The sequence below is a fragment of the Rhodoferax ferrireducens T118 genome (genome assembly GCF_000013605.1).
In the GTDB taxonomy this organism is placed as follows: Bacteria; Pseudomonadota; Gammaproteobacteria; order Burkholderiales; family Burkholderiaceae_C; genus Rhodoferax; species Rhodoferax ferrireducens.
Genome location: NC_007908.1, coordinates 1,611,354 through 1,627,269, shown reverse-complemented (window position 1 = coordinate 1,627,269; position 15,916 = coordinate 1,611,354). Strand labels below are relative to the sequence as shown.

11 protein-coding genes are annotated in these 15,916 nt (G+C 55.4%); all 11 read right to left on the bottom strand.

Features of this window, described 5'->3' with window-relative positions; all coding sequences use genetic code 11:
* Window positions 1-4,773 carry an NAD-glutamate dehydrogenase gene (locus RFER_RS07600; protein WP_011463810.1) on the bottom strand — a complete coding sequence of 1,591 codons (4,773 nt, stop codon included), beginning with the start codon at window positions 4,771-4,773 and terminating at the stop codon, window positions 1-3.
* Between the two features lie 135 nt (window positions 4,774-4,908).
* A complete protein-coding gene (locus RFER_RS07595) occupies window positions 4,909-5,358 on the bottom strand; it encodes a DUF1178 family protein (protein WP_011463809.1) in 450 nt (149 codons plus the stop codon).
* A 7-nt stretch (window positions 5,359-5,365) separates the two neighbouring features.
* Complete coding sequence (locus tag RFER_RS07590; protein WP_011463808.1) at window positions 5,366-5,971, bottom strand: NUDIX domain-containing protein; 606 nt, start codon at window positions 5,969-5,971, stop codon at window positions 5,366-5,368.
* A 124-nt stretch (window positions 5,972-6,095) separates the two neighbouring features.
* Window positions 6,096-7,583, bottom strand: coding sequence for an NADH-quinone oxidoreductase subunit NuoN (gene nuoN, locus RFER_RS07585; protein ID WP_011463807.1), 1,488 nt, complete (start codon window positions 7,581-7,583; stop codon window positions 6,096-6,098).
* A 38-nt stretch (window positions 7,584-7,621) separates the two neighbouring features.
* Window positions 7,622-9,097 (bottom strand): NADH-quinone oxidoreductase subunit M, encoded by a 1,476-nt coding sequence (locus RFER_RS07580; RefSeq protein WP_011463806.1) that lies wholly within the window; start codon window positions 9,095-9,097, stop codon window positions 7,622-7,624.
* Window positions 9,098-9,110: 13 nt separating this feature from the next.
* A complete protein-coding gene (gene nuoL / locus RFER_RS07575; protein ID WP_011463805.1) occupies window positions 9,111-11,126 on the bottom strand; it encodes an NADH-quinone oxidoreductase subunit L in 2,016 nt (671 codons plus the stop codon).
* Window positions 11,127-11,130: 4 nt separating this feature from the next.
* Window positions 11,131-11,439 (bottom strand): NADH-quinone oxidoreductase subunit NuoK, encoded by a 309-nt coding sequence (gene nuoK, locus RFER_RS07570; RefSeq protein ID WP_011463804.1) that lies wholly within the window; start codon window positions 11,437-11,439, stop codon window positions 11,131-11,133.
* Window positions 11,436-12,095, bottom strand: coding sequence for an NADH-quinone oxidoreductase subunit J (locus RFER_RS07565; protein ID WP_011463803.1), 660 nt, complete (start codon window positions 12,093-12,095; stop codon window positions 11,436-11,438). The genes nuoK and RFER_RS07565 overlap by 4 nt, the downstream gene beginning before the upstream one ends.
* 52 nt (window positions 12,096-12,147) lie before the next feature.
* Window positions 12,148-12,681 carry an NADH-quinone oxidoreductase subunit NuoI gene (nuoI, locus tag RFER_RS07560; RefSeq protein ID WP_011463802.1) on the bottom strand — a complete coding sequence of 178 codons (534 nt, stop codon included), beginning with the start codon at window positions 12,679-12,681 and terminating at the stop codon, window positions 12,148-12,150.
* A gap of 12 nt (window positions 12,682-12,693) precedes the next feature.
* Entirely contained in the window at window positions 12,694-13,776 is a 1,083-nt protein-coding gene (gene nuoH, locus RFER_RS07555; protein ID WP_011463801.1) for an NADH-quinone oxidoreductase subunit NuoH, read from the bottom strand.
* The gene (gene nuoG, locus RFER_RS07550) at window positions 13,773-15,908 is read right to left on the bottom strand and encodes an NADH-quinone oxidoreductase subunit NuoG (RefSeq protein WP_041790360.1); all 2,136 of its coding nucleotides are present in this window, start codon (window positions 15,906-15,908) and stop codon (window positions 13,773-13,775) included. The genes nuoH and nuoG overlap by 4 nt, the downstream gene beginning before the upstream one ends.
* Window positions 15,909-15,916 lie beyond the last annotated feature (8 nt).

Genomic DNA, 15,916 nt, shown 5'->3' with positions numbered 1-15,916 from the left:
TTACGCCAGATGCCGCAGTTCACGCAGGGCCACCGAGATCGGCGCCAGGTCCGGACCCTGCGTGCCGATGTTCTGCAACAGTTTGCACAAACGATCAATGGCGATTTGATGCTGCGCCTCCCAATCCGACAGGCTTTGCGTGCCTGACAGCAAGCTGCGTGTGACCTGGCTGGCAATCGAGTAGACGTCGTCACGCGCACTGCCCCTGGCTTGGGTCTGCCACAAGCTGTCGGTCGGCAAGCGGTTGATTTGGGCCCGCCAGGCACTCAGGCCAAGAGCACGCTCGACACCGAAATAGGCGCGCGCTGCCTGCTCCAGGTCGGCGTTAGTGCCTTGCGCCAAGTCCACCAGATCGAGCGCCGGGAATATGAACTCCAGCGCCGTCAGATTTTGCGCCAGCGCCTGCGCCACACCGGCCTGCACCAGGGTTTGGGTCGCCTGCTGCCAGTTCGCAATGGCCTGGGCTGGCAACCAATGCTCCAAATTGCCGCGCAACTCACGCGCACCGGGTTGGTAACGCTGGATCAGGGTCGGCAGATCGGTGTCTTTGGCGCGCAGCCGCAGCATCCAGCGCGAAGCGCGTTGCGCAATGGCGGTCAATTTGCTCAACAGGTCCAGCTGCAAAGAGGTCGAGACCTGGTAGTCGAGCGCGTCAATCTGGTCCCACAGCGTTTCCAGATCAAATATTTCCCGCGCCAAGGTGTAGGCGCGCACCACATCGGCGGCGGTTGCGGCGGCTTCTGCCGCCAAAAAGTTGACGAACGTCGCACCCGTGCGGTTGACCACCGTGTTGGCAATGAAAGTCGAGATGATTTCGCGCTTGAGTGGATGCCGCGCAATCGCCTCGGCAAATTTTTCACTCAGGACTTTGGGGAAGTAGGCGCGCAGGGCACCACTGAAATAGGGGTCATCGGGCAGGTTGCTGGCCACCAGGTCGTCAAACACCGACATCTTGGCATAGGCCAACAGCACGGCACCTTCTGGCGCAGTCAAACCCTGCTTGCGGGACCGCCGCAAGGCGATCTCCTCCTCACTGGGCAGGAATTCAATCGCCCGGTTCAGGCGCCCGGCCCCTTCAAGCCATTGCATCAAGCGCTGCTGGCCGTCCAGCACATACAGCGGACGATGGCAGGCGATGTCAAGCGCCTGGGTCTGATAGTAGTTGTCCGCCAGCACCAGATGACCCACTTCGTCGGTCATGGAGGCCAGCAGGTCGTTGCGCTGCTTGAGCGTCAAGTCACCCGCCTCCACCACCCGGTCCAGCAATATCTTGATGTTGACCTCGTGGTCGGAACAATCGACACCGGCCGAGTTGTCTATGGCGTCGGTGTAGATCAAACCGCCTCTTTGCGCGAACTCGACCCGGCCGTGTTGGGTGCAACCCAGGTTACCGCCTTCGACCAGCACCTTGCAGCGCAGTTCGCTGCCATTCACGCGGAATGCGTCGCCCGCCTTGTCACCCACCTGGGCATGAGACTCATAAGCGGCCTTGACATAGGTGCCAATGCCGCCGTTGTAGATGAGGTCTACCGGTGCCTGCAAAACGGCATGCAGCAGTGCCGCCGGCGTGAGCTCCTGAGCCTCAATACCGATAACGGCGCGCGCCTGGGCCGAGAGTTTGATCGACTTGGCGGCACGTGAATAAACGCCACCTCCTTCAGAAATCAGGGTCTTGTCGAAATCGTCCCAGCTCGAACGTGGCAGCGCAAACAAACGCTGGCGCTCAGCGAAGGTGAGCGCAACATCGGGCGTGGGGTCGATGAAGATGTGGCGGTGGTCAAACGCAACCACCAACTGGATGTGTTCGGACAGCAGCATGCCGTTGCCAAAAACGTCGCCCGACATATCACCGATACCGACCACGGTGAACGGCGTGGTTTGCGTGTTGATCGACAACGCGCGGAAGTGCCGCTTAACCGACTCCCAGGCGCCGCGCGCCGTGATCCCCATTTTTTTGTGGTCATAGCCCACCGAGCCGCCGGAGGCAAATGCATCGCCCAGCCAGTAACCATACTGAGCCGACACGCTGTTGGCAATGTCCGAGAAAGAGGCAGTGCCCTTGTCAGCGGCCACCACCAAGTAGGGATCGTCAGGGTCATGGCGGACCACCTTGGGCGGGGGCACCACCTGGCCTTGCACCAGGTTGTCGGTCAAGTCCAGCATGCCCGACAGCAACAGTTTGTAGCAGGCGATGCCTTCGGCCATATAAGCCTCGCGCTCACCGGCAGGCGGCGCCTTCTTCAGGACAAACCCGCCCTTGGAACCCACCGGCACGATGACTGTATTTTTGACGTGCTGGGCCTTAACCAGGCCCAGTATTTCAGTGCGGAAATCTTCCGGCCGATCTGACCAGCGAAGGCCACCTCGGGCGACTTTTCCCAAGCGCAAGTGCAGAGCCTCAACACGCGGCGAATAGACCCAAATCTCGAACAGGGGCTTGGGCTCGGGCACACCCGGTACTTCGCGCGGGTTCAGCTTGAAGCTCAGGTACGATTTGCCGACACCGAGGTCCGTGGTTTGCCACGCGTTGGTGCGCAGGGTGGCCATGACACTGGCATAGAACTGGCGCAATATCCGGTCTTCGTCCAGGCTGGCCACGGCACTCAGGAGCGCCTCGATGCGCTGGCCAATTTGCTCTTGCACACTACTGCGATCCGCCTCCTGCGCGGGGTTAAAGCGGGCCTCGAACAATGCACTGATTTCCTGGGCGATCAAGGCATTTTTGTACAACGTCGTTTCGATGTAGCTCTGGCTGAAGGCAAAGCCCAGCTGCTTGAAGTAACGCGTGTAAGCGCGCAGCACAGCAATGGCTCGGGAGTCCAGACTGGTGTTGAGCACGAGCTTGTTCAGATCGTCACTTTCCACCTCACCTTTCCAGGCCTGAACAAATAGCGCTTCAAAACGTGACTTGATGACGGAAAGCTCCGTGCCCACTGGCAACTGCAGCCCCAGATCATGAATCCAGAACGCCTCGTTTTTACCCTTGTCTGCGTTGCCGCTGCCGACATGGTAGGGCTGCTCGTCCAGCACGCGCGCACCCATGCGCTCCAACACCGGCAGGGAATCAGACAAGGCAACTTTGGAGGTGTTGTAGATTTTGAAACGCAACAGGCCCGCTCCAGCGTCCAGCGGGCGATACAGCTTGACAGCCAACGGCGAACTGGGCGTCAAGACAGACAGCGCCTGCGCGTCCTCCGCCGCCACCTGTGCCGAGAAGTCCTCGCGGTAAGCGGTGGGGAAGGCATTGGCAAAGCGATGCGCCAGTGTCAAGCCCGGACCCTCACCATGGGTGTACAGCAGTTCCTGCGTGCAATCGTCTTCCCAGCGCTGCGCCAGCCGGGCAATGCGTGCCTCCAGGGCTCGCAGATCCAGGTTTTTTGGCACTTGCTCCTTGGCCCGCACCAGGTAGTGGATGCGTGCCATCGGGCTGTCGGTGAGCATCGGGGTGAACTCAATTGACCGGCCGTCCAGCGCACTGGCCAGCTCCTGACCAATCTTGATGCGCAACTCGGTGTTGTAGCGGTCACGTGGAACAAATACTTGCACCGAGGTGAAGCGCCCAAACGGATCACTGCGCAGGAACACGCGCGTGCGCTGGCGTTCTTGCAAGCGCAAGATGCCAATTGCATGCTCTATGAGCGTGGCGGTATCGATCTGAAACAACTCATCGCGCGGGTAGGCATCCAGAATCGACTGCAACGACTTGGCCGCATGGCTGTCGGGCACGACACCGGCAGCGGCTGTCACCTCGGCCGCGCGGAGGCGCACTTGCGGAATGGCACTAACCGGCGCCGAATAGGCGGTAGAGGTATACAAGCCCAGAAACCGTGTTTCGCCTACCACCTGACCGGCATCGTCGAAGCGTTTGACACCAATATAGTCCAGCCAGGCTGGTCGGTGCACGGTGGAACGCGTCATGGCCTTGGTAATGAGCACCAGTTGGTCTGAATCAAGAAAAGCCACGGCGTCAGCAGGGAGGCGACTTGTAGGTGTATGAGCCACCCCGCGCAGCACACCCAAGCCAGATTCGGGAATGGCGACCAGACTCACGCCGTCGTCATCACGCACCACGTTGTAGTCACGTGCCCCCAGGAAGGTGAAATGCTTCGCTTCGAGCCAGCGCAAAAATTCAACGCCTTCTTGCTGGTTGACAGATGAGATCGACGACTGTGCCGATGCATCGGCCACGGCTCGCAGCCGATTCAACATGGGTTGCCAGTCGTAGACCGTCGCACGCACATCCCCCAAGATGCGCGCCAGTTCACCGGCCAATGCAGCGCGATCAACCTCGCTCACAATGCGATCACATTCCACCAGAATGAAGGATGCCATCGGGCTGGTTTGCTCGCCGAGATGCGCTGCGCTGGCGGTCTTGACCAAGTGGCCTTGTTTATCGCGTTGCACACTGAGCAATGGATGGACAATCCAGTGCGCGGTTCGGCCACTGCGGTTGACGGCCATGGTGACCGAGTCCACCAAAAATGGCATGTCATCATGAACAATCTGGATGGCGGTGTGCTCGCTCACAAAACCATCTTCCGCCAAGGTCGGATTGAACACGCGAATCCTGGCGCTTTGCGGTGCACACGGGCCATCAGCCAAGCGCCAGTGTGCATTGGCAATCGCAAACAAAGTTGCGGGACCACGAGCCTGTATTTCATCCGGGTCAGCATTCTCGAAATAGGCCAATACAAAATCAGCAAGCCGGTTGGCATCAGGCCCGGCATGCTCCTGGGTATAGGTCAGCAGTTCGGTAAGCGCGGGATGGGTCATGGTATCTCCGGTTGATCTTGAATGTCTCGAAATTCTAGGCGTACAGTCCAGAATTACCTTGTCTTTGATCATGAGTTCATGGCGTTATGCAAGAGTCGCATTAACCCCGTGCGCCAACGGCGCGGCGACCAGTCGCTACTGCAACTGGCCCTTGAGGGCGGCCGGTAGCGACAAGGGCATCACGGAGATACCCTCCTCAATAAGGGACTCTGCTTCGGCGCGGGAGGCGTGTCCGCGAATGCCGCGCTCCTTGACCTCCCCGTAATGAATTTTGCGAGCTTCCTCGGCAAACCTGTCGCCCACGTCATCGGTGTTGGCCACAATACGGTGGGCCATCGCCATCCAGGCAAGCTGCAGTGCTTGCTCCGCACCATCCGGCCGGGCAACGTCCAGCGCAGGTGACGGCTCGCCACGGCCACCACCCAGGTTAAGACGCGGCGCGCTCAGCCGTTTGCTGATCGATCCATCGCCGCATACTGGGCACTCGACCAGGCCACGCCCACACTGATCCAGGAAGTCGCTTTCGGACGCGAACCAGCCTTCAAACACATGCTGGTTATGACATTGGAGGTCCAGAACTTTCATGACGCCATTATCCGGCCTGGCCAGGAGTCGCCGCTGGATGCCAATTCAAAAGCCATGCGCCAGACAGAAAGTTCTGTAACCACAGGGCCGCTGTCAGGGTTTTACCGTCCGTGATCAGGCCATCCCGACACCACTGCAACAACTCTGTCGGGGTGGCCGTAAACACATCCAAAAACTCACCATGATCGAGCTGGCGCTGCCCGGGCGTCATACCACGGGCAAACCAAATATCAATGAATTCCGTGGAGTAGGAAATGACCGGGTGCAACACACCCGCATGCGACCACTGGGACGCGGTGTAGCCGGTTTCTTCCAGAAGCTCCCGCTGAGCGCATAGCTGAAGGTCTTCTCCTGAATCGACCTTGCCCGCGGGAAACTCAATCATCACCTGGCCGACCGGGTAGCGAAACTGGCGCTCAAGTACGAGCCTGACTCCACCCTCTGCGTCCTCAAGCAGGGGAACAATCATGACGGCCCCGGGATGCACAATGTATTCGCGGCTGGTAGTCGTCCCATTGGGAAGTCTGACGATATCGCGGTACGCGTGAAGAAAATGGCCCTTGACCAATTCTTCACTGCTGAGTTTTTCTTCGACTAAATGACGATCATCCATGGCAGGTGGGAAGAACTAATCGCGCCAAACAAAAAGGCAGTGTCAACCAACACTGCTCAACGCTTGCGAGCAGGCGAACCAAGCAGTTCAATACCCGTCGGCAGGATCAGCCTCAGGCCGCCTATCAGGTGCCCAGCATTTGCACAACCGCATTGGCGCATAAAGCCATCAGACCACCAGGCAATAGGCCGAGGACCAGAAGCAACGCGCCGTTCAGAGACAACACAGCGCGTACATCGAAAGGTGCAGACATGGTACCTGCCGTCAGCGGCTTGTCAAAGTACATCACCTTGATGACACGCAAGTAATAGAAGGCGCCAATCAGCGACATCATGACGGCAAATACGGCCAAACCGATATGAAAGACGCCGCCGGAGGCGACCAGCGCCTGTAACACCGCGAGCTTGGCATAAAAACCGACCATGGGCGGGATGCCAGCCAATGAAAATAGACAGACCGCCATCACGCCAGCATAAAGCGGGCTGCGCTCGTTCAGACCGGCCATATCAGAAATCTCTTCACTTTCAAAACCGTCGCGGGCCAGTAAAAGAATCACGCCAAAACTTGCCAGCGTTGTCAACACGTAGGTGATGACATAAAACATGGAAGAGCTGTAGGCATTTGCTGCATAGTGGACATCACCGTTCACCACGCCAGACATCAGACCCAGCAATACAAAACCCATGTGCGAAATCGTCGAGAACGCCAGCATACGCTTGAGATTGGTCTGCGCAATGGCGGCCAGATTACCAATCAACAGCGAGCCGACGGACAACACCATCAACATCTGCTGCCAGTCAATGGCCAATGGCAGCATGCCCTCAACCAGCAACCGAATGCAGATGGCAAAGGCTGCCAGCTTGGGTGCGCCGGCGATGAGCAGGGTCACAGCGGTGGGGGAACCCTGGTACACATCAGGGATCCACATATGGAATGGCACCACGCCAAGCTTGAAAGCGAGGCCCGACACCACAAACACCAAACCGAACACCAACACCTGATGTTTAATCTGGCCGGAATTAATAGCCCTGAACACAGCATTCACATCCAGCGAGCCGGTGGCGCCATACATCATTGACAGTCCGTACAACAGGAAACCCGACGCCAGCGCCCCCAACACAAAATACTTCATGGCGGCTTCAGTGGCCGTGGCATTGTCGCGTCGCAAAGCCACCAGCGCATAGCTCGACAGCGTCAGCAACTCAAGCCCCAGGTAGATCACCAGGAAATTATTGCCGGAGATCATGACAAAGATGCCTAACAGGCCAAACAGGCTCAAGGAGAACATCTCGCCACCGCGCAACATGTCGCGATCAGCCGCGTAGGGTCGGCCATAGACCAAGGTAACCATGACGGCAATGGTCGCAAAGCACTTGAGCCAGTTGCCCATGGGATCGCTGACCACCATATTGCCAAAACCGTAGACGGTCACACCGCCAACGGCGTAACTCGCCTGCAAAGCTGCAACGATTGCCAGGGTCAGCAGGGACAGCAAATAGGTCTGTGTGCGGCGCGGGCTTTTCACGCCAAGATCGGCCAGCGCGATGACGCAAGCCATAATAAGCAGGACGATTTCAGGGTAAACCGAAATCCAGCTGAGTTTGTCGATCATGTTCTATCTCTTAATTCAATTTGGTCGATTCAGACTGATCAAATCAGCTTGGACAGGGCTACGTGCTTGAGCAATTCCGCCACTGACGTATCCATCACATCGGTAAAGGGCTTCGGATAGAGGCCCATGTACAGCACCGCGATCGCCAACAGGCTCAACATCAAGAATTCACGAGCATTAATGTCTTTCAGTGCCTTGACATGATCATTGGCAACAGGGCCCAGGTAAACACGCTTGACCATCCACAAGGTGTAAGCAGCGCCAAAAACCAGCGAACTGGCAGCGGCAAAACCCAGCCAGAAGTTGGCCTTGACTGCCCCAATGATCACCATCCACTCACCAACAAAACCGGCTGTCCCTGGCAACCCGCAATTGGCCATCGCAAACAACAAGGCAAAAGCGGTGAACTTTGGCATTGTGTTGACCACGCCGCCATAACTGGCAATCTCACGCGAATGCGCGCGGTCATACAACACACCAATTGACAAAAACATGGCGGCTGATACAAAACCATGCGAAACCATTTGCACCAGGGCGCCCGACAGTCCCAGATCATTAAAAATGAAAAAACCCAAAGTCACAAATCCCATGTGAGCAACCGAGGCGTAAGCCACTAGCTTTTTCATATCCGTCTGGACCAGTGCCACCAAGCCCACATAAACAACAGCAATGAGCGACAAAGCGATCATCAGCCCGGACCATTCGTGCGCCGCGTCCGGTGCAATAGGTAAAGAGAACCGAAGAAAACCATAAGCACCGAGTTTGAGCATCACCGCAGCCAACACGGCTGACCCGCCGGTAGGGGCTTCAACGTGCACATCAGGCAGCCAAGTGTGTACCGGCCACATAGGCACCTTGACCGCAAAGGCCGCCAGAAAAGCAAAGAACAACAGAGTCTGCGCGGTGCCGGCCAAGGGAAGTTGGTGCCACGTTGCGAGGTCGAAACTGCCGCCCGACTTGGTATACAGAAAAATCAGGGCAACCAGCATCAGAAGCGAACCGAGCAGGGTGTACAAGAAGAACTTGAACGCCGCATAGATTTTGTTTGGACCTCCCCATATACCGATGATCAAGTACATCGGAACCAAGGTGGCCTCAAAAAACACATAGAACAACATGCCATCGAGTGCGCAGAAAACACCGATCTGCAAGCCACTCAAAATGAGGAACGCACCCATGTACTGGTTGACCCGTCGCGTGATGACTTCCCAGCCGGCGATGACCACCACGACGTTGATAAATGCCGTCAGTATCACGAGCCAAAGTGAAATGCCATCCACACCCATGTGGTAATTTACATTGAAGCGCTCTATCCACGGCGCCTTTTCGACAAACTGCATCGCAGCCGTGCCGAGCTTGAAGCCAGCGTACAAAGGTAAAGTAACCAGAAAACTGACGATGGCACCAACCAGCGCAACCCAGCGCACGGTGCGCGCCTGATCATCACGACCGAGTGCCAGCAGCACAACACCAAAAATAATCGGTGTCCAAATAGCCAGGCTCAACAAACCCATTTTTTTTATTCTCCTACTTGAGCCAGACGAAATACGTCATCAGCACAAAAACACCCAATATCATGACCAGCGCATAGTGGTACAGGTAACCTGTTTGCACCCTGCGAATCACGCCAGATACCCAAGCCACTCCTTTCCAGGAGCCGTTGACCAGCGCGCCATCGATCACAGCTTCATCGCCGCCCTTCCACAGCCCGACACCCAAGGCACGTGCGGCACGCGAAATCACGTTTTCGTTGAACCAGTCCAGGTAGTATTTATTTTCAAGCAAGGTGTAGATCGGCTGAAAACGAGTCTTGATCGCCGCTGGCAATGCCGGATTGACCATGTACATGTAGTAGGCACTTGCCACACCGAAAAGCGCCAGCCAGAAGGGCATCGTCATCAGCCCGTGCAAAGCCATCTGCACCGGGCCGTGGAACAGCTTGGCCATTTCTTCCATGGCCGCGTGCTTTTCCAGATTAATGAAGATCGAGTCCTTGAAAAAATCCCCGTACAACATGGGCTCAATGGTCATGAACCCAATCACAACCGAGGGAATCGCAAGCAGGATCAGTGGCACTGTCACAACCCAGGGCGATTCATGCGGCTTGTGCTCCTCTTTACCATGGCCATGATGAGCATCATGATGTGCGTCTGGATTCTGGTCATAGCGCTCGGCACCATGGAAAACCAGAAAATACAGGCGGAAGGAGTAGAACGCCGTCAAAAACACACCTCCTAGCACAGCGAATGTTGCGAAACCGGCACCGGGCAGATGACTTTCATAGACGGCCTCAATGATGCTGTCTTTGGAATAGAAACCCGCAAACAAGGGGGCTCCTATGAGTGCGAGCGACCCCAGCAAAGATGTGATCCAGGTAATGGGCATGTACTTGCGCAGCCCACCCATCCAGCGAATGTCCTGATTGTGGTGCATTCCCATAATGACCGAGCCCGCGCCAAGGAACAGGAGCGCCTTGAAGAAAGCGTGTGTCATCAAGTGAAAAACCGCCACCGAGTAAGCAGATGCACCCAGAGCCACCGTCATATAGCCCAACTGGGACAGCGTGGAGTAGGCAACCACGCGCTTGATGTCATTCTGAATGACACCCAACAGGCCCATGAACAGGGCGGTGATGGCACCGATCACCAGCACAAAGTTCAACGCAGTGTCGCTGAGTTCAAACAAAGGCGACATACGCGCCACCATAAAAATACCCGCAGTAACCATGGTGGCAGCGTGAATCAAAGCCGAGATTGGGGTTGGACCTTCCATGGAATCGGGCAGCCAGACGTGCAATGGAAATTGAGCTGACTTGGCCATGGCACCGACAAAAAGGCAGATACAGATTACCGTCACCAACATCCACTCGGTACCAGGGAAACTGAGTTTGGCCAATTCAGCCTTCTGCGCGAATATCTCTGTGTAATTGAGTGTTCCGGTAAACGCAATGATCAATGCGATGCCCAAAATAAATCCGAAGTCACCGACGCGATTTACCAAAAAAGCCTTCATGTTCGCGAAAACCGCGGTGGGCTTGTTAAACCAGAAGCCAATAAGGAGATAGGACATCAAACCAACGCCCTCCCAGCCAAAGAACAGCTGCAGAAGATTGTTGCTCATGACCAGCATCAGCATTGAGAATGTAAAGAGCGATATATACGAAAAGAAGCGGTTATAGCCTTCATCTTCTTCCATGTAGCCAATCGTGTAGATGTGGACCATCAGGGACACAAAAGTCACCACGCACATCATCATGGCCGTGAGTCCATCCACCAGAAACCCGATTTGCATCCTCATGTCGCCCACCACCATCCAGGTGTAAATGGTTTCATTGAAGCGTGCACCATCAAGTGCCACACTTTTGAGTGTCATGGCGGACAGGATGAAAGCAATAAAAACACCCAGAATAGTGAGCGAATGCGACAGGCGTCGACCGATCCAGTTGCCACCAAACTTGGTACCAAAAATGCCGGCCAGAACAGCCCCCGCCAATGGCGCCATTGGCACCGCGAGAAGCGTTGAAGCGGAAAGGGTTTGACTCATCTTATTAACCCTTGAGCGTATTAAGTTCGTCCACATTGATGCTTGACTTGTTGCGGAACAGCAGCACCAGAATGGCCAGACCGATTGCTGATTCAGCAGCAGCGACGGTCAGAATAAAAAACACAAATATTTGACCGTGCATGTCCCCCAAATAATAGGAGAATGCCACGAAATTGGTATTGACGGCCAGCAGCATCAGTTCAATCGCCATCAATAAAACAATCAAATTCTTCCGATTGAGAAAAATACCAATCACAGACAGCGCAAACAACATGGCACCGAGCGACAGAAAATGTCCAAGGGTTAAAGTCATTCTTTTTTCTCCGCAGTTGTCGCGCTTGCCGCGTCATCCATTAGCGCCACCTTGGTCGACGCCATCTTGAGCACAGTCATCCGGTCCCTGGCTTTCACCCGCACCTGCATGGACGGGCTCACCTGCTTGCTGTCCTTGCGTTGACGCAAGGTCAATGCGATGGCTGCAATCATCGCCACCAGCAGAATCGCTCCAGCAATTTCGAGTGGGTAGACATATTGGCCATAAAGAACTTTGCCCAGTTCACGGGTGTTGGAAAACTCAGCACTTGCCTGACCGAGTGCCACAGCACTTTGCGGTTCATCACCGACGCGAAATCCCCCCATCAATACCGCGGCCATCTCCAGAGCAATAAAGACGCCCACCGTGGCAGCTAACGGAAAATGTTTCCAGAAGCCTTCGCGCAAACCATCTACCTTGATGTCCAGCATCATCACCACGAACAGGAACAGCACCATGACAGCCCCGACATACACCAGAACCAACGCAATCGCCAAAAACTCCGCCCTAAGCAACAACCAAATCGCTGCAGCCTGAAAAAATGCCAGTACAAGATACAAAACGGCATACACCGGATTGCGAGAAGTAATAACCCGAAAGGCGGCAAACAGCAGCACGATCGAGAAAAAATAGAAAAAACCCGTCTTGACGTCCATTTGTCGTTACTTTTTTCCGGTGTTCAAAAGGTTATATCTGCTCATGAGGTCATTAGCGGTATTTGGCATCAGCCGCCCTGGCCGCCGCAATCTGAGGTTCGTAGCGATCGCCCACCGCCAGCAGCATGTCTTTCGTGAAATAGAGGTCACTACGAGATTCGCCGTGGTATTCAAGGATTGAGGTCTCCACAATAGAGTCAACCGGGCAACTCTCTTCACAAAAACCACAGAAAATACACTTGTTTAAATCGATGTCATAGCGCGTCGTCCGACGGGAGCCATCGGCTCGAACCTCTGATTCGATGGTTATCGCCATCGCCGGGCAAATGGCTTCGCACAGCTTGCAGGCAATACACCGCTCTTCGCCATTCTCGTAACGACGAAGTGCATGCAGACCCCGGAATCTGGGCGACAGGGGCGTTTTCTCTTCAGGGTATTCCAGAGTGATCTTGCTGCGAAACGCATATTTTCCGGTCAGCGCCAGGCCCTTGAATAGCTCGCTCAGCATGAAACTGGATAGAAAATCCTTCAACGAGAAAGCACTCTCGTTCGGGATTTCAATAGCATTTGAAGTGGGGGTAGACATAGACAACTCGAATTACTTCCAAATGTTCCACGGGGTCTGCATCCATCCCCCAACAACCACCAACCAAATAAGGCTGACTGGAATAAATATTTTCCAGCCCAACCGCATAATTTGGTCGTAACGAAATCGCGGAAACGAAACCCGTACCCAGATAAACATTGTCACCACGCAAAACGATTTAAGTCCCAGCCATATCCAACCTGGAATCCAGTTGAACATAACACTATCGATCGGCGATAGCCATCCACCGAGAAACATGATCGTCGTCAAGACCGAAACCAGCCATATGTTGGCGTACTCTGCCATCTGAAACATGGCCCAAGACATGCCAGAGTATTCGACCATATGGCCCGCCACAATTTCCGACTCGCCTTCAATTACGTCAAAAGGAAGTCGATTTGTTTCCGCCAAGCCAGAAATAAAATAGATCAAGAAAATCGGCAACAGCGGCAACCAATTCCAGGACAGGAAATTAAGACCGATTTGCGCGAAGTAGCCCTTGTTTTGCCCCGCGACAATATCTGTCAGATTCAGACTTGCAGAAACCATGAGCACCACTACCAGGCAAAAGCCCATTGCAATCTCGTAGCTCACCATCTGGGAGGATGCACGCAAGGCGCCCAGAAATGGATATTTGGAATTGGATGACCACCCGGAGATGATCACGCCATACACCTCCATGGAGGTGATGGCCATCAGAAACAGCAAGCCCGCATTGATGTTCGCCAAAGCAATGTCTGGACCAAACGGAATCACGGCCCACGCCGCCATGGCCGGCATCACCGTCATGACCGGGCCGAGATAAAACAAGAATTTTTCTGCGGCGGCAGGTCTAAGCACCTCTTTGGTCATCAACTTCATCGCATCCGCTATGGGTTGCAGCAGACCCCAAGGCCCCACGCGGTTTGGACCCATGCGGATCTGAGCCCAGGCCAGTAGCCTGCGTTCCCACAGTGTCGTGTAGGTCACTGCGCCCATCACAATCATCAGAACCAGCGTAACCTTAATCAGGGCCCAGACGACTGGCCAGCCAATCGCCGACCACCAGGGCGCAGCCAGCAGACCCTCACCCAAAGCGAAAATGGTGTCAATCATGCTGTCACCTCCTGCGCCACATTATGTTGTTTAGCGTCTGCCGTGAGTTGCAAACTGGCAGCTCGACGCACAATCCCATCAAGCGCATAGATACCAACAACCTTCGGAGCCACGCTCGCAGGCGTAAAGTCAATTAGCGCTCGCGTTGTGTTGTTCAAAATGTCGCCAGATAGAATTGGCTCACCGTCAACAGGCAATCCAGGTACACGCTTGAGCACTTCCTGCGAGGATTCGAAGTCGAAATCCGGGATTCCGAGCAAGTTGGCTAACACACGCAAAACCTTCCAGGCTGGACGGGTTTCGCCCAAGGGCTTGACAACAGCATGAAAACTCTGCACACGCCCCTCGGCATTGACATAGGTGCCTGATGTTTCGGTAAACGGTGCAATGGGCAATAAAACATCACTGAACGCCATATTGGCTTTGAACGGACTTAGCGTGACCACCATCTCAGTTTTTGACAGGCCGCTCAAAGCCAAGGCGCCTGCCGCCGAATCAAATTCAGGTTCGTTGTTTAACAGAAATACGGCCTTCAGATCACCACGAAGCATTTGCCCCGCATTCAGACCATTGGGCCCGGGCAGCGCGCCCGCGACTTGTGCACCAACCGAGTTTGCGGCCTCCGTCAAGTAGCCTACCGTCGCGCCTGTTTGTGCACCAACCCAATTGGCGAGCGCTAGCAAGCTCGACGCCCTGGCGTGATGCGCGGCCGCATTACCCAACAAAATTGCTTTGCGTTCACCGCTCAGCAGGGACTTGGCGATGGCTTTCGCTGCTTCGCCAGCATTGCCGGGCACTGGTGACTCAACGCCTTTGTCGGCTGCCACTGCAGCGGCCACCTCGGCCAGCGCCTGCACCCAGGTACTGGCGTCAGACAGCAGGGCGTTGGCAATCGGCATAGCCCAGTCTTCTGCTACAGAACCAATAGCATTCACAGCACAACCTTTACGGGCTGCCTGCCGAATTCGTTGCGCAAACAGGGGATGGTCCTTGCGCAGGCTGGACCCAACCACCAATACACGTTGTAACTCGGACAAGGATGCAATCGAGGTACCAAGATATCGCACGCCTTCAGACGCAGGGAACTCGGCGTTACGCAAACGGCAATCGACGTTCTCGCTACCCAGGCCGCGCATGAAAGCACTGGCCAGAGATAGTTCCTCCAGCGTGCTATGCGGGCTAAGCAAGGCTCCGATGCTCTGGGCGCCATGCTCCGACTTGATTTGTTTCAGGCCATTGGCGACATACTCCAGCGCGGTCTGCCAATCAACAGGATTCCAGACTCCACCCTGCTTGAGCATGGGTGTGGTCAGGCGTTCATCGCTGTTCAAGGCCTCGTAGGAAAAACGGTCGCGGTCGGCAATCCAGCATTCGTTGACAGCCTCGTTCTCAAAAGGCACGACACGCATAACCCTGTTGTTCTTCACCTGCACAATCAGATTGGCGCCTGTGGAATCGTGTGGGCTGACCGACTTGCGACGGGACAGCTCCCAGGTGCGGGCACTGTAGCGAAACGGTTTGCTGGTCAGGGCGCCAACCGGACAAATGTCAATCATGTTGCCGGAAAGTTCCGAGTCAACCGAGTGGCCAACAAAAGTTTCGATCTCGGCGTGTTCGCCACGATGCGACATGCCAAACTCCATGACGCCGGCCACCTCTTGGCCAAAGCGAACGCAACGAGTGCAATGAATGCACCGACTCATTTCCTGCATGGAAATCAGGGGGCCAACATCCTTGACTGCGACCACCCGTTTCTCCTCCTCGTAACGCGAAGAAGAGGCGCCATAACCTACCGCCAGATCCTGCAACTGGCACTCACCGCCCTTGTCACAAATTGGGCAGTCCAGTGGGTGATTGATCAGCAGGAATTCCATGACTGACTGCTGAGCCTTGATCGCCTTGTCGCTCTTGGTGCGAACAATCATGCCCTGCGCAACCTGCGTAGCGCAGGCTGGCATGGGCTTCGGCATTTTTTCCACCTCCACCAGACACATGCGGCAACTGGCCGCAATGCTGAGCTTCTTGTGGTAGCAAAAATGCGGTATGAAGGTGCCGGCCTTGTCGGCTGCATGCATGATCATGCTGCCTTCAACTACATCTACCTTCTTGCCGTCGAGTTCAATTTCAATCATGTAGGTAT